Below are 21211 nucleotides of genomic sequence, written 5' to 3' on the forward strand. Positions count from 1 at the left end.
GGACGAATTCAGGTGGGAAGCATGTCCTTCCACGTCCTGGGCGCTTTCGGAGCGACGAGATCCGACTGCTGATACAACTTCCCGTCCGGACCGACATAACGACCGGTGTGCGGATCGTACTTCGCCACCACGACCGAGGGCGCGGGCTTAGATGCGTTGGCTCCGAACGAGCTTGGCGCAGCCTGGGGCCCCCCACCGTCGGCCGGTGCGGGGTCGGCAGGAATGGGCGGGGCGGGATCGGGAGGAACGAGCGGGGCTAAAGGCAGCGCTGGCTGCGCGGCGGGGGGCGGGGGAAGTTCCCCCGCCACAGGGACGTCGAGTGGTGCGATGGGGGGAAGGTCAGCCGACATTCTCGACATCGGCGCCAGCGCTGCTCCCGACGACGGCAACGGCGGAGCTGCGGCTCCGACCGTGCCCGGTGGCGGATTTTCTCCGCGCGGCCCCGCAGGGGCGCCACGCGGCACCGCCCCCGGCGGCAGCGGCGTTCCCTCGACCGGGCCAAAGATCCTGTCGTTGGTGGTGATCCGGTCATCAGGCGGGACACCCTGGGCTAGCAGATTCGGATCCAGCGGATAGGGACCGAGGGTGTGCTGGCGCATCGCCAGCGGCATGTATGGCTTGTCGCTGTTGCAGATTTCGACGGTCGGCGCGCGCTTACCCGGGTGCCCCATGCAAGGATAGTTGCGGGCACCGCGAACCGCGATCGGGGAATCCTGCGGGAGTTTGCAATACAACCCGTCCGGTGTGTCGATGTCGGTGAGGTCGTCGGGGGATCGCCAGGTGTTGGGCGGCATGAAGCCGACCGTGCAAATGGGCGGATCGTCGACCGTGGCTGCGAAGTCGCCGTAAGCCCTACCGTCGGGATGGTTTTCACCCTGAGCGGCCTGCTCGACCGCAACCCCCGACGGCAGCAACACCAGTAGCTGCTCGATCGACGGATGGTAGGTGACGCCGATCTGCCCGATGGTGGTCAGGTTGGCAAGCAACACCGGCAGCGTCGGTTTGATTTGTTCCAGAAGCCGGGATGCTTCGTTCGCGGCGTCAGGACCTTTCTCCAGGATCGTGCGGAAGTGAGAATCGTTGTTCACCAACGTATCCGAGATGCCGGCGAAGCTGCGCGCCCATGTTCTGATCGAATCGGTGGTGCGCGCCTGGGTGTCCAGCAGCGGTCCGGTGTCTTCGGTGAGGGCTCGGGTGCGATCGACGACGGCGTTGGCGTCGCGGGACAGCGTCTTCGAGGAATCGAGCAGTGACCCCAGGTCGTAACCGGAACCGTTGAAGCCCTGGAAGGACTCGTCGAGCAATTGGCCGAGTTTGGTCTTCGGGATGCTTTGGACCAAGGCATTGACCTGCTCGAGCATTGGGCCGACCGGCTGCGGAATCGTCGTGTCGCGCACGGCGATAACCGAGCCGTCGTGCAGATAGGGCGGCGAGTCGGTTTTGGGCCGCAGGTCCACGTATTGTTCACCCACCGCGGAGACACTGAGCACCTCGGCTATCAGGTCCGCGGGGACCTTTGGTGAAGTGCTAAGCGACAGCGTCGCTTTCGCGCCGGTCGGCGTCAAACCCACGGCGGTGACCTTGCCGAGCTGAACCCCGCGATAGGTCACGTTGGAAAACCGGTACAGGCCGCCGGTGGCCGGCAGCTCCAGTGTCACCGTCATCCGGCCGATGCCCAGCAGCGTCGGCGCTTGGATGTAGAACAGGACCATCGAGATCACCCCGATGGTTCCGGCGATTGCGAAGATCGCCAGCTGGATACGAACGAAGCGGGTCAGCATTTATCCCCCGGCTCCCGTTTCAGGCGCTTCTGCGGGCGCCGGCGTTTGACCAAGACCCGCGTCGGGCACCGCGGCCGCACCAGGCGCAGGCCCGGGCAGCGGGGCCGCGTTCGGCGGCGGCCCGGGCAGCGGTCCATAATTCCCCGGCCCCGGTGCCGGCACCGCACCCGGCGGTGGTGGGGGCAGCGGCAACGCGTTGGGGTCGACCCACGGTGGCCGCAGGGGGTTATGCAGCGGATCGAGTGTGTAATTCATCCGATACGGATCCCCCGGCACCGGTGGCGCGGGCATGTCCAGCTGCCCCCAGTGGGTTCCTAAGAACAAGCCCTTCTTGAGCCGTGGAATCGTTATGTCGAAATCGAAATGCAGGTTGAAGAAGTCGCCTCGGACCGCTCGGTCGACGAAGTTCTGGGTGAACGGGAACACGAACGACGCCGCGATGGCCGCGCCGAAGTCGGGTCCGACGTCGGCGAGCGCTTTGATGGTCGGCTCCAGGTTTTTGAGGTTCTTGACCAGGTCGGCCTGGGAGTCGTTGACCAGCCGGGTGGCGGTGTTGCTGAACACGCGAAGGTGATCCAGGGCGGCCGTCAGACGCGGCCGCTCCTTGATCAGCACCTCGAGCGCGGGCGGAATCTTGTTGATCGCTTGGGTGATTACGTCGCGTTGGTCGGCGAAGGTGGCCGACAGCCGATTCAGCGCCTGGATGGAGGCGACGATGTTGTCCCGCTGGTCGTCCAGAGTTCCCACGAACGTGTCCAGCCGGGTGATCAGATCGCGCACCGCTCCCTCGTGCCCGGACAGGGCGGCCGAGAAATTGTGGATGACCTCCCCGATCTGTCCTAGCCCACCGCCGTTGACCACCGCGCCCAGCGACGACAGCGTCTGCTCTGTCGACGGGTAGGCCGATGACCGGCTGAGCGGGATGGTGGCGCCCGGCTGCAGCCGCCCGCTTCCCTGCTGGCCCAGCGGCGTATTGAGCTCCACATGCATCGAGCCCAGCAGGCTGGTCTGACCTACGGTGGCTACCACGTTGGCCGGGACCACCACATCACGCTTGACCGAGATCTCGACGTCGGCGTGCCAGCCCTGCACCCGCATCGTGCCGACACTGCCGACGACGACGTCGTCGATCATCACCGGCGAATTCGACTCCATCGTTCCGACATTCGGGAGTTCGACGTGGTAGATGTTGGCCCCCGGCCCGCGCCCGACCGCACCGGGCAGCGGTAGTGAATTCAGGCCGTGGAAGGCGCATCCCGTCGCCGTCACCACCACACAACAGCCGATGGCGAACACCCGCTTAGCGGCAACCCGGGCGATCATTGTTGTGGCCCTTCGTCTGGCAGCAGCATGCCCGACACAGTCGGCGCCGGTGGTGCTGGCGCCGGTGTCGACGGTGGCGGCGGCAGCGGCATCGCCGCGCCCGGTATCCGCTCCGGCGGCACCGCCCCCGGCGGTCCCACCGGATCACCCGGCAAGCCGGTGTAGGCCGACACGGCGGGCGGGATCTCGGGCGGGCCGGGTTTCGGGCCCTCGCCGCCGGGTGCCAGGCGCGGTTCGGTGTAGAGAACCTTGGACGGGTCAATCGACTTGGATATGAACGGGTTGATGGGAATTGGCGAGTTATTCCAGCTGGTCTGCCGCAGTCCGGGTCCGAGGAACAGGGAACACAGCTTGCCCGTTTCGACCGCGGTGATGTTCTCGATGGCGCCGATCTGAGTGCAGCCCGGTACGGACAGCAGAATTTGACCGCCCCACGTGGGATTCGCCATATTCATCAGCCCGAACCCCCCCACGATGGTTCCGGTGTCGGCGTTGTAGTCGTTGAAGAAGTTGCCGAACGCGTTCGGCGAGGTGTGCAGAATGTTTTCCAGTGCCATGTGGTGGTCGACCAGGTTCTGCGTGACATCGGCCAACCGGGCGATCTGCTCGCTGGTCTGGTTGCGAGTCCCGGCGATGAACCGCCGCACCTCGCCGACTGCCGTCGACAGATCGGTCAGCGCCGCGTCCAGGTCGGATTTGCTGTCGTTGACCACGCTGGTGAGCGTGGCCAGGCGACCGTTGAATTGCTCGATCTGCACGTTGCTGTCGCGCAGCGCGCCGACGAACGTCTGCAGGTTTTTGATGATGTCGACGATGTTGCCGCTGCCGTTGGCGAGGATGCGGCCCACCCCGGACAATTGACCGAGTGTTTGGCGAAGCTTGTCGCCATTGCCGTCGAGGGCGTTGGCGGCGCTGTCGATGAACCGGCCCACCGATGTGCCCGATACCCCACTCTTGGGTCCCAAATCCGTTGCCAGCCGCATCAACTGGGTTTTGACCTCGTCCCACTCGACCGGCACTGCGGTCCGTTCGACTGGTATGACCGCCCCATCCTGCATGACCGGCCCGGTGTCGCGATAGGCCGGTGTGAGTTGGACGTAGCGGGAAGCCACCAGATTCGGGGCGACGATAACCGCCTTCGCGTCCGCCGGAATAGGCACGCCGTGGTCGACCGAGAGGATTATCTTGGCCCGTGTGCCCTGCGGCTGAATGGATTTGATGTTGCCGACCTTGACACCCGAAACCCGCACCTCGTCATGGGGATAGATCGCGGTCGCGGTGGTGAAATAGGCGGTAATCGTTCGTGGGCCGAAGAACGTGTTACGGACGACCACGGCGGCGCCGGCCACGATCAGCCCGACCAGGGCAACCGCCGTCACGGCCGCCAGCCGCTTGCGCGGCATCCGGGAGATCCGGGAGGTCATTGTGATCCTCCGATCCGTCCGCCCAATGTGCAGCCAGGGCATTGTGGAATGGAGTTGTACGGCCAGGGGGTCAGCGCCCGGGGTACCGGCGACGGGAAGCCCGGGCCCTTAGACGTGTCGAATGTGCGGAATCCCCAGAGGTAGTCGATCAACTCCTGGAAGAGTTGCGGGACAAGGAAGTTCGGGACGAACGCCTGATAGGCGTACATGCCGGAGATGGCCTCACCGACCGTGATCTCGAATTTGGCGAGACCCGGCAGCGCTTTGCCGATGTTGTCGCGGTTTTTCTCCAAGACCCCGAGGACCCTGTTCAGCCGCTCCAGCGTTGGCGCCAAAGTGCTTTCGTTGTCGTGCACCAACGCCGTCAGCTGCTTGGCCACCACGGACGTGTTGGCCAGTAGGTCCACGATCTCTTGCCGGCGTGCGACCAGCACTTGCAGCAGAGAATCGGAGTTGAGGATGAGCTTGTTGACCTGCATGCTCCGTTCGGAAAGTATGCCGGTGACGTCGCCGGCACTCTTGAACAACTCGCCCAGGTTCTTGTTACGGCTGTTGAGGGTGCGCGATAGGCGGGTGAGCGCGTCGAAGGCCGGCCCCATTTGGGGTGCGATCTGGTCGAGCGTTGCCGCCAGCGTGTCCAACGACTGATTCAGCGCCGTGGTGTTGGTGCCGGCGGTGTCCGACGTCAGATCACTGACCGCTTCGGTGAGCGAGTACGGCGAGGAGGTTCGCGAGACGGGAATAAGAGCCATCGGGTGCATCGTGCCGCTGCCCGCGGATTCCACCGTCAGCATCCGCTCGCCCAGCAGGGTGCCGGTGCGGATGTGCGCAGAGGTCTCCGACCCGAGCAGGATGTTGCCCTTCATCGCGAACGTCACCAGCGCGTCGCCGTGGCGCAGCTTCACATCCGACACCGTGCCGACCTTCATCCCGGACACAATCACGGGGTTGCCCGTCGCAAGACCGCCGGCTTCCGTGAACAGCGCCTGGTAGCGGACCATCGTCGCCCATTGGATGAATCGGTCGGGCGACAGGCCGACCAGGATGACCATCACCGCCAGAACGACGCCGATGAGTCCGGGCTTGACGAGCTGAGCTCCGCGGTACTTGAGCATCAGGGTTCCGTGCACCTTCCCGCATCTGACCTATAGATATTGGCGCGCACGGTCTTACCCGAAAGGTCTGTGCCGCGGATCCCGAATTGGCAGAGATAGTACGGGATGGTGGCGCCGTTCACGCCGAGCCGGACCAGCTTGCGGTAGTTCCGCGGCGCCTTTTGGAGCGCGGCGTCGAGGCGGTCCTTATCGCCATCGAGTATCGGCGCCAGCCGATTCAACTGAGCTATGGTGCCGGACAGCGGCGGGCGGGCCTCGGCCAGCAGATCCGCCAACGAGGCGGTTCCCTTGTCCAGGGCGTCAATGGCGGATCCGATTGTGTCGCGGTCACCCGACAGGCCGCTGACAAGCTGCTCGAGGCGATCGATCGCGCCGGAGAACTGTTTACCGTCCTTGGCAACCGTGCCGATAACGATGTTGAGGTTGTCGATCAGCTGCTGCACGGTTTGATCGTTGTCGGCCAAGGCATTTGAAAACGACGTCGTCTTGGAGAACAGCGACTCGAGCGTCCCGCCCTGCCCCTGGAAGACCTGCAATAAACCGGACGTCAGGGCGTTGACGTCGCGCGCGTTCAGGCCCTGGGTGACGGGCTTGAGTCCGCCGAGTAGCAGATCGAGGTCAAGCGCCGGCGCGGTGCGGCTGACCGGAATCTGACCGCCGGCCGGCAGCCGCTTGGGCGAGCCCGGTCCATCGACGAGTTCGAGGTAACGATCGCCCACCAGGTTGAGGTAACGGACCGCCGCCCTGCTGCCCTCGGTGAGGACGACGTTGCGGTCGGCGTCGAATTTCACCACAACTTTCTTGTCCGGCTGCAGCGAAACACTGTTGACCGTGCCCACCCGGATGCCGGCGACCCGCACCGACTGGCCCGGCTTGAGGCGCGACACGTCGGTGAACACCGCCGAATACTCGGTCGTCGCACCCGTCCGGTACTGGCCGAAGATGAAGAACAGGAATGCGGTGAGTATCGCCATCACGACCGCGAAGATGCCGAACTTGATCAGCGTGGCGCGCGTCCTCATCCGGGTTGTCCGATCTGCGCGGAGTTGCGTGGCGGTCCGGCGATCGGCCCGTACAGCAGCTGTTTGAGTAGATCGGAGTTGATCAGCAGCTGTGGGTTTCCGTATCCCACCGGGTCGGCGCCGATATCGGTGATCAATTGCGGTGGGGCCGTATTGAACGGCAGTTTCGGCAGACCCACGCACTGCGGGCCGCCCGTCGCCGCAACCTTGGGCAGGTTCGTCGGGTACCGATAACGCTCAGCGCCCCACGTGAGGCTCGCCGAGATGTTGATGCTCGGTTCCGACAACGGCGCCGCGTGCGATAGCTGTACGAGCCCGGCGAAAGCGCAGTTGAGCGCCGGGGCGTACTCATTGGTCAGATCGGTGGTCGGCACCAGCAGATGCAACACATCCGTCAGCGGTTGGCGGTTCGTCGACAAGACGTCGTTGCCAATGTCGGCCAAGCCGATCGCGCTGATCAGCAACGCATCCAGGTTGTGCTGCTCATCGACAAGTGTCTTGCTGATCCGGGTCGTGTTGGCGGCGGTCTTGATCAGGTCCGGAGCCGCGTCGGCATAGGCGTTGGACACCGCCGGCAAGACCGTCAGGTCATGGCGGAATGCGGGAAGGCTCGGCTCCAGCTTGGCCAGGAACGAATCCAGGTCGCTCAGCGACTGGCCGAGTTGCGGGCCCCGCCCACTGAATGCCTGTGCCAGTGCGCCCAGCGACTCGTTGAGCTTGGGCGGATCGATGTGTGACAGCACCGACACGAGTTGCTGGAATACCGTGTTGATTTCGACCATGACGTGCTGGCCCTGCAGCGTCTGGCCGCTGTGCAGCCGTTGGGCCGAGGGCTGATCAGGTGGCACCAGCTCGACGGACTTCGCGCCGAAGACCGTCGATGACGCGATGTTGACGAGCACGTTGCCGGGGATGAAGTGCAGCTGCGATGGGTCCATCGCCAAGTGAATGGCCGCCTGGCCGTTGGGCAGCGACTCGATCGAGGAGACCTTGCCCACCTGCACGCCGCGCATCTTGACCTTGGCGTCCGGGTTCATGACCAGCCCGGCGCGTTGCGAGATCACCGTCACCGGCACCGTTGTGGTGAAAGAACCCTGAAACAGCCCCACCGCGACGGCGAAGATCAGACCAATGATGAGGACGGTGGCTAATCCGAGCAGGGGCGGCAGGTAATTCCGTTCGGCCGGCGCCCGGCCATGGCCGGCGCGCGCCGGTCGGCCTGCGGCAGCGCCGCGACCCGCCGGAACATTCTGCGTCATTGCTGTTTCACCTCCTCTGCTAACCGGACAGGTTGAAGTTGCCGTTTGTGCCGTAAATAGAAAGCGAGACCAACAGCGTCACGGACACCACGACGATGAGCGAGGTGCGCACCGCGTTGCCGGTGGCGTTGCCGACGCCGGCCGGCCCGCCGGAGGCGAAATAGCCGTAGTAGGTATGGATCAGCAGGATGGTCAGCGCCATCAGGATGGCCTGCAGGAACGACCACAACAGGTCGATCGGGTTCAGGAACGTGTTGAAGTAGTGCTGGTACAAACCCTGGGACTGCCCGAGCAGGAACGTCGTGGTGAACTGGCTGGCCACGAACGACAGGATTACGGCGATGCTGTACAGCGGCGTGATCGCCATCATTCCCGCGAGAATCCTGGTGCTCACCAAATAGGCAACCGGCCGGATAGCCATGCTCTCCAACGCATCGACTTCTTCGTTGATCCGCATGGCACCCAGCTGAGCGGTCACGCCGGCGCCGAAAGTGGCCGCCAGACCGATCCCGGCGACCACCGGTGCCGCGATACGCACGTTGATGAACGCGGACAGAAAGCCCGTCAGCGCCTCGATGCCGATGTTGCCCAGTGAGGTGTAACCCTGAATGGCCAGCGTGCCGCCCGCCGCCAGTGTCAAAAAGCCGACGATGACCACGGTCCCGCCGATCATCGCCAAAGTGCCCGCGCCCATGCTGATCTCGGCGATCAGTCGAACGACTTCGCGCGTGTAATGGGTGGCCGCGAAGGGCACCCCGGCGAGCGCTTTACCGTAAAACTGGGTGTGGTCGCCGATCCGCCCCATCAGGGCGACCGGCCTCTCGAGTTGGCGGGTTAATCGCGGATATGTAGCCCTCAGCGCCATTGCTGTCCTACTTCGCCGTCATCTTGATGCCGATCGCGGTGACGACCACGTTGACGACGAACAGGGACATGAAGGCATAAACCACGGTTTCGTTCACCGCGTTGCCGACGGCCTTGGCGCCCCCGCCGGTGATCGACAGGCCCCGATAGCAGGCAACCAAGCCCGCGATCAGACCGAAGAGGGCTGCCTTGATGCAGGAAATGACCACCTCGGGCACGCCGGTGAGCAAGGTGATGCCCGCGGCGAAGGCTCCGGGATTGACGTCTTGCACAAACACCGAAAAGACGTAGCCGCCAAGGACCCCGATGATGACAACGAGGCTGTTGAGCAGGAAGGCGACCAATCCGGAAGCCAGCATGCGCGGTGTGACCAGCCGCTGGATCGGGTTGATGCCCAGCACCTCCATCGCGTCGATCTCTTCGCGAATCGTTCGCGACCCCAGGTCCGCACACATTGCCGTTGCGCCCGCGCCCGCCACGATCAGAACCGTGACCAGCGGACCGAGCTGGGTTACCGCGCCGAACGCGGCACCCGCGCCGGATAAGTCGGCGGCGCCCAGTTCACGCAACAGGATGTTGAGCGTGAAGCTGACCAGGACGGTAAACGGGATCGCCACCAGCAAGGTTGGAGCCAGCGACACCCGCGCGACAAACCAGGACTGCTCCAGGAACTCCCGCCACTGGAACGGCCGGCGGAACAAGAACCTGACCGCATCGGCCGACATCGCGAACAAGGCTCCGACGGCCTGCATGGGCCCCGAGAGGTCGAACTTGAGCCTGAGCGCGGGCAACCCCGTCGACCAGTGGTCAGCTCCCTTGGTTGCCATCGGTGGCAGCCCCTTCCCGAGCTACGAGACCGACAGTCTTGTTGTGGCGCAACGAGTGCGGTACATTCGACAGAATTGACAGCTGTAAAGGCGCGCTGACGAGGGCGAAATGCTCAGCGGGCAGCCATGTTCCGGCGTCCGTCTGCGCTGCGACAGCTGCGAGTCCGCTCACCACAGACCTCCGTTCCGTCGCGTGACATGGCACCGCAAAAGGAGGGGCTCCACGTCTTGAAGCGTCCGGCGATTATGACTCATACCGAGTCCAGGCGGAGCGAAAAATGCATAACCGTTATCGCGCATCTCGCGGCCAGTGCTGTGAGGCAGGTAACTGCGTCCCAACGGAAGCGACGGTCGGCTCAAGCATGTCAGTGCTGCTCCAGTCCTAGGTGACGGCGCCGGCCGTCTTGAGTTCGATGATCCGGTCCCAGTCGAGGCCGAGCTCCATCAAGATCTCGTCGGTCTGCTCTGCGAATCCGGGGGCCGGCCCGGTCTGTGGCGCTGCGACGTCGAACTGCACCGGGTTGGCCACCAGCTCGAGTTCGCCCGCCTTGACCATGTACTCGTTGGAGCGGATCTGCGCGTCGTCGGCCGCCTGGAGGGTGTCCTGTACGGGTGCCCACGGCCCGGAGAGCGTGGCGAAGCGCTCGCTCCACTCCGCCAGCGTGCGGGTGGCGATGGCCTTGGTCAGCAACTCCACCGCGTCGGCGGTGCTGGCGGCGATGTTCTCCACCGTGTCGAAACGCGGGTCATCGGCCAGCTCCGGCAGGTCGACGTGGCGGCACACGTCGGCCCAGAACTTGGTGGGCTGCATCATCACAAAGGAGATATAGCGGCCGTCGGACGTCGTGTACAGCCCCACCAACGGATTGTTGGGGGCGCCGTGCACGCCCGGCGGCGGCGCCTCCAGCCGCTGGTTCAAATGCTTTGTCAGCGCGACGGTGTGCCCCATGGACCACAGCCCGCTGCCGAGCAGCGACACGTCGACTACTGACGGTTCGCCGGTGCGCTCACGCTTGAGCAGGGCCGCCGCTATGCCACCGGCGAGGTTGGTACCCGAGATGGTGTCGCCGTACGCAGGTCCCGGCGGCGCGATCATGCCCGGCATGCCGGCGGGGGTAATGGTGGCGGCGGTTCCGGCGCGGCACCAGAACGCGGTCATGTCGTAGCCGCCCTTGGTGGACTCCTCGCCGCGCGGGCCGAGCGCGCTCCCGCGCGCGTAGACGATCTTGGGGTTGATCGCCCGGATGTCGTCGACGTCGATGCCGAACTTCTGCCGGTGGTCGGGCAGGAAACTGGTCAGGAAGACATCGGCGCGACGGGCCAGCTCGTAGAGCACTTCCTTGCCCTCGGGCACCGACATATCCAGCCCGATGCTGCGCTTGCCGCGGTTGGCGTGCTCGATGTTGGGGTTGGGATCGCCTTCAACGCGCAGCATCCCGGTCTGCCGCAGCCCGCGCTGGGGGTCACCGGTCACCGCGTGCTCCACCTTGACCACGTCGGCGCCCCATTCGGCGAGCACGGCACCCGCCGAGGGGACGAAGCCGTACATGGCGACTTCGAGGACGCGGATGCCTTCTAGCGGCCTCATGCGCCGGCTCCTTTCGCTGAGACGGCGGCTACTGCGACGGTCGCTGCGGTCCCAGTGGCGGGCTCTGCCGTGTCCTGGGCAGGCATTCCGTACCCCCCTAGTGTGGTGGCGATCACGATAATTTCATTCTCTTCCCCGGCGAATCTTACATTCGACTTTCGATAATTCAAGAAAGTCTCAGGAATGGGATCGACGTGCCGACCAGGGCCTCAACTGGCCGTACGCTGTCGGACTGGGCCTCTCCGCGCAGGCCGGACACGGTGTTGCGCGCGTGTTGCATGGCGCTCCGCGCGGAGAGTAAGGTTCTCATAATTGTAAGGGAGATTCTTTGTGACTGAAATTGCCCCCTTCGGAGCAGAGGCCTCAACATGAAGACTGCGGTAGTCACCGGTGGCGGATCCGGCATCGGTCTCGCCGTCGTGCGGCGCTTGCGCGCCGACGGTTTGAACGTCGCCTCTATCGACCTGCGTCCGTCGGAGGATGACTTCGCGTTCACCGCCGACGTGACCGACCGGTCGCAACTGGACGCGGCGCTGTCGGCCATCCGCGCCCAGCTCGGTCCGGTGACGGTTCTGGTCAACGCCGCCGGGCTCGACGGTTTCAAGAAGTTCAACAACATCACCTTCGAAGACTGGCACCGGGTGATCGACGTCAATCTCAACGGCGTCTTCCATACCGTCCAGGCGGTGCTGCCCGACATGGTCGAGGCGGGGTGGGGCCGCATTGTCAACATCTCGTCGTCGAGCACGCATTCGGGTGCTCCCTATATGAGTCACTACGTGGCGGCCAAGTCGGCGGTCAACGGCCTGACGAAGTCCCTCGCGCTCGAGTACGGGCCCAAAGGCATCACGGTCAACGCGGTGCCGCCGGGCTTCATCGACACGCCGATGCTGCGCGCGGCCGAGAAGAACGGATTCCTCGGCGACATCGACGAGACCATCGCGCGAACCCCAGTACGCCGGATGGGCACCCCCGAGGACATCGCGGCGGCGTGCGCGTTTCTGGTGTCCGAGGAAGCCGGCTACATCACCGGTCAGATCTTGGGCGTCAACGGCGGTCGAAACACCTGAGCGGTGGCGATTCGTCAGCGGTGCCCGGCAACCAGCGTGAGAGGAGAAAGCCCGTGAAGGTCTCGGTGGATTCAGAACGGTGCCAGGGCCACACCCTGTGCGCGATGATCGCTCCGGATTCGTTCCAGCTCAGCGACATTGACGGCAGTTCGTCGGCAATCGACGAGGTGGTGCCCGCCGATCGCGAGGACCAGGTGCGTGAAGCCGCGCAGTCCTGTCCGGAGCAGGCCATCATGATCACCGACGACGCCTGAGCCGGCACGGGCCTTAGCCAGCGAAACACATAGGGAGACAGAGCGTTGAGTGTCGACGACGTCGTCAATGACAGCGACCGCAAGAAGAATCGGTACCACTTCGACCGGCATTCCTCGGAGTACCGGTCCAAGTTCAAGGCGATCACCGAAGAGATGCACGCCAAGTGCCCGATGGCCTGGACGGACACCTATGGCGGGCACTGGGTCGCGGCAGGCAGCCACGAGGTCTTCGAGCTGGCCCGCTGCCCCGCCGTCTCCAACGATCACGACATCCACGGGGAACGCCGCGGCTACAAAGGCATTTCGATCCCCACCGCCAGCCGGGTCAGCGCGGTGCGCGGCGGCATCCTGGAGATGGACGACCCCGAGCACCGCATGTACCGAACGGTGCTCAATCCGTACCTGTCACCGGCGGCGATCAAGCGCTGGGAACCGTTCATCGACGACGTGACGCGTGCCTGCCTCGACGAGAAGATCGAGAGCGGCCGCATCGACTTCGTCGACGACCTGGCCAACATCGTGCCCGCCGTCTTCACGCTGGCAATGCTGGGCATCCCGCTGAAGAAGTGGAACATGTACAGCGAGCCGGTGCACGCCGCGGTGTACACGCCCGAGCACTCCCCCGACATCGAGCGCGTCACCGCGATGCACCGCGAGATGGGGCTCGACATGGTCAACAACATGCTCGAGATACGCGCGAACCCGCGGCCCGGCATCGTGAATGCGCTGCTGCAGATGCGGATCGACGGCGAGCCCGCCCCCGATCTGGAGATCCTCGGCAACCTGGGCCTGGTCATCGGCGGCGGCTTCGACACCACGACCGCCCTGACCGCCCATTCACTGGAATGGCTTTCGGAAAACCCGGAGCAACGACAGCTGCTCAGCAACGAGCGCAAGACCCTGCTCGACCCCGCGACCGAGGAGTTCCTGCGCTACTTCACTCCGGCGCCCGGCGACGGCCGGACCTTCGCCGACGACACCGAGCTCGACGGCACGCAGTTCAAAGAGGGTGAGCGGCTCTGGATTTCGTGGGCGATGGCCAACCGCGACCCCTCGGTGTTCCACGACCCGGACCAGATCATCCTCGACCGTAAGGGCAACCGGCACTTCAGCTTCGGGCTGGGTGTTCACCGCTGCATCGGGTCGAACGTGGCACGCACCGTGTTCAAATCCATGCTGACCGCGGTGCTCGACCGGATGCCCGACTATCAGTGCGATCCAGAGGGCACCGTCCACTACGAGACCATCGGTGTCATTCAGGGCATGCGTAAGCTGCCGGCCACCTTCACGCCCGGCCGCAAGGTGGGAGCGGGCCTGGACGAGACGCTGGAGAAGCTGCAACGCATCTGCGACGAGCAAGAACTCGCCCGGCCGATCACCGAGCGTAAGGAAGCTGCGGTCATCGACTGAGCTGCTCACAATTTCTACGAGTGGGCCTGTTCAGCGTGACCACCCCCTATATTTGGGGCAATTGCGCGTGCAGAGATGGGAGACGCAACGGTGAAGACTTTCGCAGTGAGCCTTGCGCTTGCCATTGCCGCGCTGACTGTCACGCCGACCGCCCACGCGGACATGCTGTTTGGCAACTACCATGTGGACACGAACCGGGATCCCGGCCACTTCTGGATTTGGTCGATTAGCCCGTGCGTCCAGCCGGCGCCAGGATGCGCGCAGGTGTACGCGACTCCGCAGCCCAACGGGCAAGCGACGGTCTACAGAGGCGTAGCTCAGCTGGCCAATGGCCGTTACACCATGGCCGTCGATGTGCCCGACGGTGTTCGCTGCGTGGTCCAGTTCTTTCCCTCGCATGACGTCTATTCGTGGGATGCGGTGACGCTGGCGGGTCAGGTCGACTCGACGTTCGACACGGGCTGCGGTGGTGGACCCGGGGGCAGCAACAGTTACCCGTTCTCGCTCGTGCGATTCTAGCCGCGTGAGACGTACAGGAGTCAGTAAGCACGATGGCTGAGGCCAAGGAACCGCCGCAAGATTCGGCCACCTCGAAAGCCGAGGCGAGGGCATTGCTCGAGGAAGCCGAGGCCGAGGCAGCCGAAGCCGAAGCGCTGGCCGCCGCGGCGCGCGCCCGCGCCCGTGCCGCCCGGCTGCGGCGCGAAGCGCTGGCCCAAGCTGAGGCTGAGGCCAAGTCCGAGACTGAGATCGCCGAAGAAGCCTCGGACGCCGCCGAGGACGCAACCGACACCGCCGAGCCGGAGACCGACGAGGCGACGACCGCCGAGCCGAAGACTGACGACGTCAGCGACACCGCCGAGGCAACCGACGAAGCGGAGACCGAGGAAGAAGTCTCCGACGAAACCCCCGAAGACGCGGAATCGGAATCCAAGCAGGCGCGCTCTCGGCGACGCCTGCGGCTGCCCTCGTGGTCCGTGGCATGGAAAGCTGCCGTCATCATCCTCATCTGCGCCTTCGTCGCGGCCAGCGGATACATGATGTGGCAGCGTCATGAAACCGTCGAGCGCAACCAGCGCGCCGCGAACTTCATCGCGGGAGCCAGACAAGGTGTCGTCAACCTGACTTCCATGGACTTCAACAAAGCCAAGGAGGACGTCCAGCGGGTGATCGACAGCTCGACCGGCCAGTTCCGGGACGACTTCCAGGCGCGTGCAAAAGATTTCACGACCGTCGTCGAGCAGTCCAAAGTGGTCACCGAAGGAACCGTGAATGCGGCCGCCGTGCAATCCATCAACGGGGATTTCGCGTTGGTTCTCGTCGCGGCGACATCGCACGTCACCAACGCCGCCGGCGCCAAAGACGCACCACGCAATTGGCGGCTCAAGGTGACCGTCAAAAACGACGGCGGGCAATACAAGATGTCCAACGTGGAGTTCATTCCGTGAGCGAGGAAAAGCCCAGCATCGACACCGCCGGCGACTCTGCCGAAACAGCCAATCAAATTCGGACTCCACGCGCGCGGCGCAAGGTGAAAGTCGTTCCCGTGATTCTGATTGTGCTGCTGCTGCTTTCCGGTGGCGCGGCGACGTGGCTGTACTTCAAGCAGTACCGGCCGGACAAACAGACCGACGTCGGCGTCGCGAGCGTGGTCGCCAACGCGGCGTCCGACGGAACGGTCGCGTTGCTGTCGTACTCGCCCGACACCCTCGACAAAGACTTCGCCGCCGCCAAGTCTCACCTGTCCGGCGACTTCTTGTCGTACTACAACCAGTTCACCGAACAGATCGTGGCTCCGGCAGCCAAACAGAAGTCACTGAAAACCAACGCCCGGGTGCTGGGGGCCGCGGTACAGGAACTACATCCGAATTCGGCCGTGGTGCTGGTGCTGGTCGACCAGAGCACCACGAGCAAGGACAATCCCGACCCCGCGATGGCCTCCAGCAGCGTGCTGGTGAGTCTGACCCGGGTCAACGGCGCCTGGCTGATTACCAAATTCGAACCGGTCTGAGCCGTTTCAGCTGTTCTCGAGTGTGAGCCCGCGGTTTTGATTGTGCGCTGAGGGCGACGACACGCCGACGGCAGCCGCCGTGGCTTCACACCCGATGTAGCGCACCCACGGGCGCCGGCTCCGGCCACCCCGACCGTGCCCAAGAATCCACCAAGGATTCGCCGAGGTCGGCATTCGATCCTTTTCTCACGCAGCTGGATCGCTGGCAGCTGAGAGGAGGAATCGCCATGTCGCTTCTGGGCAACCACATATCTCTGATCCACGGTTGGGTGCCGATCACGGCCCAGATCGTCACGCCGATCATGCTGGGACTCGCCGCCGGATGGCGCTCACGTCGTTGGCGTTTGCTGTGGCTGCCCGCCGCGGCCGTCGCCGGAGTCATGACGGCCCTCGGGGCGCATTCCTACATCGCCGACGGGGCCAGCAAGTCGGCACCGGCCGCGCTGTACGTGTGGATCGCGCTGGTCGGCATGGCCATGGCGGTGCTGATCCTGGGTTGGCGCGGTGCGGGGTGGTGGCGGCGTGCGCTGTCGATCCTGGCGGTGCCACTGTGCCTGCTCTGCTCGCTGCTCGTGCTCAACCAGTGGGTCGGCTACTTCCAGACCGTGCAGAGCGCGTGGGAGCAGATCACCTCCGCTCGGCTGCCCAACCAGACCGACAAAGCCGCCGTGATCGCGTTGGCGGCGAAGGGAGCCAAGCCGCCGCACGGCAGCCTGGTGTCGGTGCAGACTCCCGACGACGCGTCGCATTTCAAGCACCGCGAGGAACTCGTCTACCTGCCGCCGGCGTGGTTTGCGAGTTCCCCGCCGCCGCAGCTGCCGACTGTGATGATGATCGGCGGCATGGTCAACACGCCCGCCGATTGGGTGCGCGCCGGCAACGCCGTAGAGACTGTCGACGCCTTTGCGGCCGCGCATGACGGCAATGCACCGGTGCTGGTGTTCGTGGACCCGAGCGGCGCGTTCGACAACGACACCGAAGGCGTCAACGGAATCCGCGGCAATGCCGCGGATCATCTGACCAAAGACGTTGTGCCCTATATGGTCTCGAACTTCGGGGTCAGCCCTGACCCGTCCCACTGGGGCGTTGTCGGCTGGTCGATGGGCGGGACGACCGCAGTGGATCTCACCGTCATGCATCCCAACATGTTCAGCTCGTTCGTCGACATCGAGGGCGACCTGACCCCCAACACCGGAACCAAGGAACAAACCATCGCCAACCTTTTCGACGGCGACGCCGACGCGTGGGCGAGATTCGACCCGACCACGGTGATCAACCGCCACGGCCGCTACACCGGGGTATCCGGCTGGTTCGCCATCACTTCTGGGGGTACGCCGACGCCGCATCGCAATATCACGATCGTCGATGGCGCCGCGCTGTCTGTCGCAAGCCGAGGTGCGGCCTCTGACCCGGGCAACCAGGCCGCCGCCGCCGCTTCCCTGTGCCAGGTCGGCCGGGCGAACGGCATCGACTGCGCGGTGGTCGCCCAGCCCGGAAAGCACGACTGGCCGACTGCAGGCACGGTGTTCGCCACGGCGTTGCCGTGGCTGGCAGGCCAGCTGGACACTCCGGGCGTGGCCCGGATGCCGTTGGCCGGCAATGTCTCTCAGCAAGCCCTCTGAGCGCGCTAGCCGCGCGGCAGGCTGAGCACCCGCTGGGCGATGATGTTGCGCTGGATCTCGGAGGTACCGCCGGCGATGGTCCCCGAGAAGCTGCGGGCATAGCGCTCGAACCAGCTGGCGAAGTAGTGGTCGAGGTTCATGTGCGCGTACGGGCCCGTGAGCCCGGGGTGCACGAGCCCCTCGGATCCCGCGGACGTCAACGCCAGTTCCATGCCACGCAACTCCGCTTCGGAACCCAGCAGCTTGAGCACCGAGATCGCGGCCACGTCATCTTCGCCGCGCGCGGCGCGGGCAAGGGCCGCCGAACCCAACAGGCGCAGCGCCTGCCTGTCCATGATCGTGCTCGCGTACTGGTCGCGCTCGACGTCGGTGTTGGGATGGAAGTCGTCGATCATGTTCTCGAGGCGATCGGCGAAACCCAGCCACATCATGGTGCGTTCGTGCCCCAGCGATCCGTTGGCCACCCGCCAGCCCTGGTCGAGCTCGCCGACCAGGTTCTCGGCCGGCACCCGCACGTCGGTGAAGAAGACCTCGTTGAAATCCAGATCGTCGACACCGCAGATCGACGGGAACGGCCGGCGCACCAGACCCGGGGTGTCGGTGGGGATGACGAGCGCGCTGATTCCCTTGTGCTTCGGCGCATCTGGATTGGTACGGACGAACGTCAACAAGACGTCGGCGTCGTGGGCACCCGAGGTCCACACCTTCTGCCCGTTGACCACGAAGTGGTCGCCGTCGAGCACCGCGCGGGTCCGCAGCGACGCCAGGTCGGAGCCCGCGCTAGGTTCGCTCATCCCGAGTGACGCGGTGATCTCGGCCCGCAGAATCGGCACCGCCCAGCGCCGCTTCTGTTCGTCGGTGCCGAACGACAACAGCGACGCCCCAACGATGTTCACGCCCTGCGGGTTGAAGGTGTGGTAGATCCGGCGGCGGCTGAGTTCCTCGAGGTAGACGAACTGCTGAATGACCGTCGCGTTGCGGCCCCCGAATTCCGGTGGCTGGCTGGGCAGCAGCCAGCCGTTGTCGAACAACAGCCGCTGCCAGTCGCGCGCCCACTGCGGCATGTGCGAGACCGACCGGGGCCGCTCGAGCGTTTCGCTTGCGGGGGGCAGGTTTTCATCGAGGAATGCCGAGAACTCAGCCCGGAACTCTTCGACGTCGGAATCAAAAGTCAGCTGCACGGTATTCCTCCGCGATCCGCGCCCGGTGCTCCGCCGCGCCGCCAAGCATCAGCTCACCCGCTTTGGCTCGTTTCAGCGCGAACTGCAGGTCGTTCTCCCACGTGAATCCCATTGCGCCATGCAGCTGTAGGCCGTGCCGGAACACCAGCGACTGGCACTCCCCCGCCGACGCCTTGGCCATTGCGGCGGCCAGCCGGCGGCGGGGATCGTCGGCCGCGATCGTCAGCGCGGCGAAGTAGGCAAGGGCGCGGGCGCGTTCCACCGCGACGTGCATGTCGGCGGCCTTGTGCTGGACGGCCTGGAAGGAGCCAATCGCCACGCCGAATTGATGACGGCTTTTGACGTGCTCGAGCACCAGGTCGAGGATGCGTTGGCAGGCGCCGACCATCGTGATGGCCATGCCGGTCAGCGCAACGTGGTGGGCGCGCTCGGCGTTGACAGTCAGCCGCTCGCTGTCGGTTACCCGAACCTCCGCGAACGACAGGTCGGCGACGTGCAGCACCGGGTCGAACACCGCCGAGCGCCGGGCCGACACCTGGCTGGACTCGACGAGGAACACCCCCGCGTCGGTGGCCACGGCCAGCCGATCCGCGCGATCGCCGTCGAGCACATGGCGGGCTGTGCCGTCCAGCACCCAGCCCTCGGCGTCGCGGTGCGCCGCGACCCCGCCATAGACCGCAGTGCCCGATTGGTGTGGGTCGAATCGGTCCCCGGCGAGCGGTGCGAACTGGCTCATCGTCGCCAGGAATGGGGTCGGGTCGGTGGCGCGGCCGAGCTCCTCGAGCACGATGGCCAGCTCGACGGCGCTGTCCGCATCGCTGAGCTCGGTCCAGCCCTGGTCTACATACGATTTCCACAGCGGGCTCGGGTCGACGCCCTCTTCGGCCACGCTGCGCACCAGCGACGGCGGGCACTGCTTCGCGACGGCGTCGCGCACTGTGTCCTGCCACAGTCGCTGATCAGCATCGAACTCCAACAGCATCCGCGCCGCCTCTCGTCGTGACTGTCAGGCGAGAATAACATTCTCGGTTGCGGAAGTAATAATCTCGGATTCCGGGCATGGGGTCACCGAAGCCCCGTGACGAGCGGAATTCCTCCGGCGAGCTAACTGCTGGTCACGAGGCCGTCGGCGGCGTTGTCCCAGCGGTCGAGGTTCACGAACTCGGCAAGCGGGCGGCGGCGCAGCGGCCCGTGATTGCCCTTCGGCCACCCGACCACGATGTGGCCGGCGACCATCCAGCCCTCCGGTATGCCGACGGCGTCCCTGAGCAGCTGTTCACCGCCGTACGAGGCCCAGCTGGTCAGGCAGGCGCCGAGCCCCTGGGCGCGGGCGGCCAGCAGAAAGTTCTGCATGGCGGGAAAGATCGAACCGCCGAGCAGCAGTTCCGACGCCGTCGGGTAGTGCGCCTGGGCGAACAGCACCGAGGTGAATTCACCGGCGCGGTCGTGCAATTCGTACGTCGCACGGTAAGTGCGCGCGCGGCGGCTGTTGTCGTCGGCGGCAGGCCGGCTCATGCCGTAGACCGGCTCGATCACCTCCAGCGCGTGGGCCGCGGCCTTGGCCACCACGGCCCGCTGCTCGGGCGAGCGCAACACCACGAAACGCCAGCCCTGCGCGTTGGCGCCCGAGGGGGCCCACCTGGCCGCTTCGAGGCAGCGCGCCAGAGTCGCATCATCCACCTGTTGGTCGGTAAAGCGCCGGATCGTTCGGGCCGTCGACATCACTTCCCAGATGTCCGCGCTTGCTCCGGTCACTGCTTCTCCTCAACGCCGAAAGTCGCGCCAGGTCCTCCTGCTTCGAGCGCTTGTATTCTCAACCGCCGCAGAGCAATTGAGCGCGCTCCATGTTCCCGCTGCCGCCCGGCGGGCTCGAGGACACGAGCGGGCAGGTCCATGTGAACCTCGACTGTAGACCCCGCGGGGCGGCGGCGGTGCAAGACTGCCTCAGGCAACCGGAATTTCGGCGGCGCTAAGACAGCAACGCGGACCACTCCGCGAATCGAAGGAGGAAGCATTGGATCGCGAAACCTACCAGCGGGGGCTGCAAATCCGCTCCGAGGTGCTGGGCGAGGAGTACGTCAAACGCGCTTTGGCCGGCGCCGACGACTTCACCGGGCCCCTGCAAGATCTCGTCACCGAATATTGCTGGGGTGCCGTGTGGGGCCGCGAGGAGCTGCCGCGAAAGACCCGCAGCCTGCTCAACCTGGCGATGATCTCGGTGCTCAATCGCCCCAACGAATTGCGCACGCACGTCAAGGCCGCCCTGACCAACGGGGTCTCCCGTGCGGAAATCCGCGAGGTCTTCCTGCAGGTGGCCATCTACGCCGGTGTGCCAGCGGCCGTCGACAGCTTCCGCATCGCCAATGAGGCGTTCGCCGAACTGGACCGGGACAGTGGCGATCGCTAGCGCGGCGGAGCCGGGCGCAGCGGGTCACCACCATCGGGACAGTGGCGATCGCTAGC

The 21211-nt window shown here is 65.3% G+C and carries 20 protein-coding genes; 8 read left to right on the forward strand and 12 right to left on the reverse strand.

Annotated elements, in window-relative coordinates; all coding sequences use genetic code 11:
• Positions 1–8 precede the first annotated feature (8 nt).
• From B8W69_RS25565 to B8W69_RS25605, 9 genes are all read right to left on the reverse strand, one after another.
• Positions 9–1781, reverse strand: a complete 1773-nt coding sequence (locus B8W69_RS25565; RefSeq protein ID WP_085292500.1) for an MCE family protein — start codon at positions 1779–1781, stop codon at positions 9–11.
• The gene (locus B8W69_RS25570; protein ID WP_085292501.1) at positions 1782–3104 is read right to left on the reverse strand and encodes an MCE family protein; all 1323 of its coding nucleotides are present in this window, start codon (positions 3102–3104) and stop codon (positions 1782–1784) included.
• Complete coding sequence (locus B8W69_RS25575) at positions 3101–4528, reverse strand: MCE family protein (protein ID WP_085292502.1); 1428 nt, start codon at positions 4526–4528, stop codon at positions 3101–3103. Before B8W69_RS25575 ends, B8W69_RS25570 begins: the two co-directional genes overlap by 4 nt.
• Positions 4525–5643 carry an MCE family protein gene (locus B8W69_RS25580; protein WP_085292521.1) on the reverse strand — a complete coding sequence of 373 codons (1119 nt, stop codon included), beginning with the start codon at positions 5641–5643 and terminating at the stop codon, positions 4525–4527. The genes B8W69_RS25575 and B8W69_RS25580 overlap by 4 nt, the downstream gene beginning before the upstream one ends.
• Complete coding sequence (locus B8W69_RS25585; RefSeq protein ID WP_085292503.1) at positions 5643–6665, reverse strand: MCE family protein; 1023 nt, start codon at positions 6663–6665, stop codon at positions 5643–5645. The genes B8W69_RS25580 and B8W69_RS25585 overlap by 1 nt, the downstream gene beginning before the upstream one ends.
• Positions 6662–7924: an MCE family protein gene (locus tag B8W69_RS25590; protein ID WP_085292504.1), complete on the reverse strand. Its 1263-nt coding sequence runs from the start codon at positions 7922–7924 to the stop codon at positions 6662–6664. The genes B8W69_RS25585 and B8W69_RS25590 overlap by 4 nt, the downstream gene beginning before the upstream one ends.
• A gap of 19 nt (positions 7925–7943) precedes the next feature.
• Entirely contained in the window at positions 7944–8789 is an 846-nt protein-coding gene (locus B8W69_RS25595) for an ABC transporter permease (RefSeq protein WP_085292505.1), read from the reverse strand.
• Between the two features lie 7 nt (positions 8790–8796).
• The gene (locus B8W69_RS25600; protein ID WP_085292506.1) at positions 8797–9615 is read right to left on the reverse strand and encodes an MlaE family ABC transporter permease; all 819 of its coding nucleotides are present in this window, start codon (positions 9613–9615) and stop codon (positions 8797–8799) included.
• A gap of 382 nt (positions 9616–9997) precedes the next feature.
• Positions 9998–11203, reverse strand: coding sequence for a CaiB/BaiF CoA transferase family protein (locus B8W69_RS25605; protein ID WP_085292507.1), 1206 nt, complete (start codon positions 11201–11203; stop codon positions 9998–10000).
• Positions 11204–11571: 368 nt separating this feature from the next.
• Here B8W69_RS25605 and B8W69_RS25610 point away from each other — a divergent pair, with 368 nt between their 5' ends.
• From B8W69_RS25610 to B8W69_RS25640, 7 genes are all read left to right on the forward strand, one after another.
• Entirely contained in the window at positions 11572–12273 is a 702-nt protein-coding gene (locus B8W69_RS25610) for an SDR family NAD(P)-dependent oxidoreductase (RefSeq protein WP_085292508.1), read from the forward strand.
• Positions 12274–12326: 53 nt separating this feature from the next.
• Complete coding sequence (locus B8W69_RS25615) at positions 12327–12527, forward strand: ferredoxin (RefSeq protein WP_085292509.1); 201 nt, start codon at positions 12327–12329, stop codon at positions 12525–12527.
• Between the two features lie 45 nt (positions 12528–12572).
• Complete coding sequence (locus B8W69_RS25620; protein ID WP_085292510.1) at positions 12573–13937, forward strand: cytochrome P450; 1365 nt, start codon at positions 12573–12575, stop codon at positions 13935–13937.
• Between the two features lie 75 nt (positions 13938–14012).
• On the forward strand, positions 14013–14456 hold the full coding sequence (locus B8W69_RS25625; protein ID WP_181447478.1) for a hypothetical protein: 444 nt from the start codon (positions 14013–14015) through the stop codon (positions 14454–14456).
• Positions 14457–14488: 32 nt separating this feature from the next.
• Entirely contained in the window at positions 14489–15382 is an 894-nt protein-coding gene (locus B8W69_RS25630; RefSeq protein ID WP_085292511.1) for an Rv1363c family protein, read from the forward strand.
• Positions 15379–15945: a hypothetical protein gene (locus B8W69_RS25635; protein ID WP_085292512.1), complete on the forward strand. Its 567-nt coding sequence runs from the start codon at positions 15379–15381 to the stop codon at positions 15943–15945. Before B8W69_RS25630 ends, B8W69_RS25635 begins: the two co-directional genes overlap by 4 nt.
• 227 nt (positions 15946–16172) lie before the next feature.
• A complete protein-coding gene (locus B8W69_RS25640) occupies positions 16173–17567 on the forward strand; it encodes an alpha/beta hydrolase (RefSeq protein WP_085292513.1) in 1395 nt (464 codons plus the stop codon).
• A 5-nt stretch (positions 17568–17572) separates the two neighbouring features.
• Here B8W69_RS25640 and B8W69_RS25645 read toward each other — a convergent pair whose 3' ends face one another.
• From B8W69_RS25645 to B8W69_RS25655, 3 genes are all read right to left on the reverse strand, one after another.
• A complete protein-coding gene (locus tag B8W69_RS25645) occupies positions 17573–18748 on the reverse strand; it encodes an acyl-CoA dehydrogenase family protein (protein WP_085292514.1) in 1176 nt (391 codons plus the stop codon).
• Positions 18732–19730 carry an acyl-CoA dehydrogenase family protein gene (locus B8W69_RS25650; protein WP_085292515.1) on the reverse strand — a complete coding sequence of 333 codons (999 nt, stop codon included), beginning with the start codon at positions 19728–19730 and terminating at the stop codon, positions 18732–18734. The genes B8W69_RS25645 and B8W69_RS25650 overlap by 17 nt, the downstream gene beginning before the upstream one ends.
• A 122-nt stretch (positions 19731–19852) precedes the next feature.
• Complete coding sequence (locus B8W69_RS25655) at positions 19853–20470, reverse strand: nitroreductase family protein (protein ID WP_085292523.1); 618 nt, start codon at positions 20468–20470, stop codon at positions 19853–19855.
• Positions 20471–20762: 292 nt separating this feature from the next.
• Between B8W69_RS25655 and B8W69_RS25660 the strand changes: the two genes are divergently transcribed.
• On the forward strand, positions 20763–21155 hold the full coding sequence (locus tag B8W69_RS25660) for a carboxymuconolactone decarboxylase family protein (RefSeq protein WP_085292516.1): 393 nt from the start codon (positions 20763–20765) through the stop codon (positions 21153–21155).
• Positions 21156–21211 lie beyond the last annotated feature (56 nt).

Origin of the sequence: Mycolicibacterium vulneris (genome assembly GCF_002104765.1) — a bacterium.
Lineage (GTDB): Bacteria > Actinomycetota > Actinomycetes > Mycobacteriales > Mycobacteriaceae > Mycobacterium > Mycobacterium vulneris.

Excerpts from the sequence above, each read along its gene's own strand:
- B8W69_RS25595 (WP_085292505.1), bottom strand. The coding sequence starts at position 8,789 with ATGGCGCTGAGGGCTACATATCCGCGATTAACCCGCCAACTCGAGAGG.
- B8W69_RS25580 (WP_085292521.1), bottom strand. The coding sequence starts at position 5,643 with ATGCTCAAGTACCGCGGAGCTCAGCTCGTCAAGCCCGGACTCATCGGC.
- B8W69_RS25630 (WP_085292511.1), top strand. The coding sequence starts at position 14,489 with ATGGCTGAGGCCAAGGAACCGCCGCAAGATTCGGCCACCTCGAAAGCC.
- B8W69_RS25650 (WP_085292515.1), bottom strand. The coding sequence starts at position 19,730 with ATGCTGTTGGAGTTCGATGCTGATCAGCGACTGTGGCAGGACACAGTG.
- B8W69_RS25600 (WP_085292506.1), bottom strand. The coding sequence starts at position 9,615 with ATGGCAACCAAGGGAGCTGACCACTGGTCGACGGGGTTGCCCGCGCTC.
- B8W69_RS25605 (WP_085292507.1), bottom strand. The coding sequence starts at position 11,203 with ATGAGGCCGCTAGAAGGCATCCGCGTCCTCGAAGTCGCCATGTACGGC.
- B8W69_RS25570 (WP_085292501.1), bottom strand. The coding sequence starts at position 3,104 with ATGATCGCCCGGGTTGCCGCTAAGCGGGTGTTCGCCATCGGCTGTTGT.
- B8W69_RS25585 (WP_085292503.1), bottom strand. The coding sequence starts at position 6,665 with ATGAGGACGCGCGCCACGCTGATCAAGTTCGGCATCTTCGCGGTCGTG.
- B8W69_RS25565 (WP_085292500.1), bottom strand. The coding sequence starts at position 1,781 with ATGCTGACCCGCTTCGTTCGTATCCAGCTGGCGATCTTCGCAATCGCC.
- B8W69_RS25640 (WP_085292513.1), top strand. The coding sequence starts at position 16,173 with ATGTCGCTTCTGGGCAACCACATATCTCTGATCCACGGTTGGGTGCCG.
- B8W69_RS25625 (WP_181447478.1), top strand. The coding sequence starts at position 14,013 with ATGGGAGACGCAACGGTGAAGACTTTCGCAGTGAGCCTTGCGCTTGCC.
- B8W69_RS25610 (WP_085292508.1), top strand. The coding sequence starts at position 11,572 with ATGAAGACTGCGGTAGTCACCGGTGGCGGATCCGGCATCGGTCTCGCC.
- B8W69_RS25655 (WP_085292523.1), bottom strand. The coding sequence starts at position 20,470 with ATGTCGACGGCCCGAACGATCCGGCGCTTTACCGACCAACAGGTGGAT.
- B8W69_RS25575 (WP_085292502.1), bottom strand. The coding sequence starts at position 4,528 with ATGACCTCCCGGATCTCCCGGATGCCGCGCAAGCGGCTGGCGGCCGTG.
- B8W69_RS25590 (WP_085292504.1), bottom strand. The coding sequence starts at position 7,924 with ATGACGCAGAATGTTCCGGCGGGTCGCGGCGCTGCCGCAGGCCGACCG.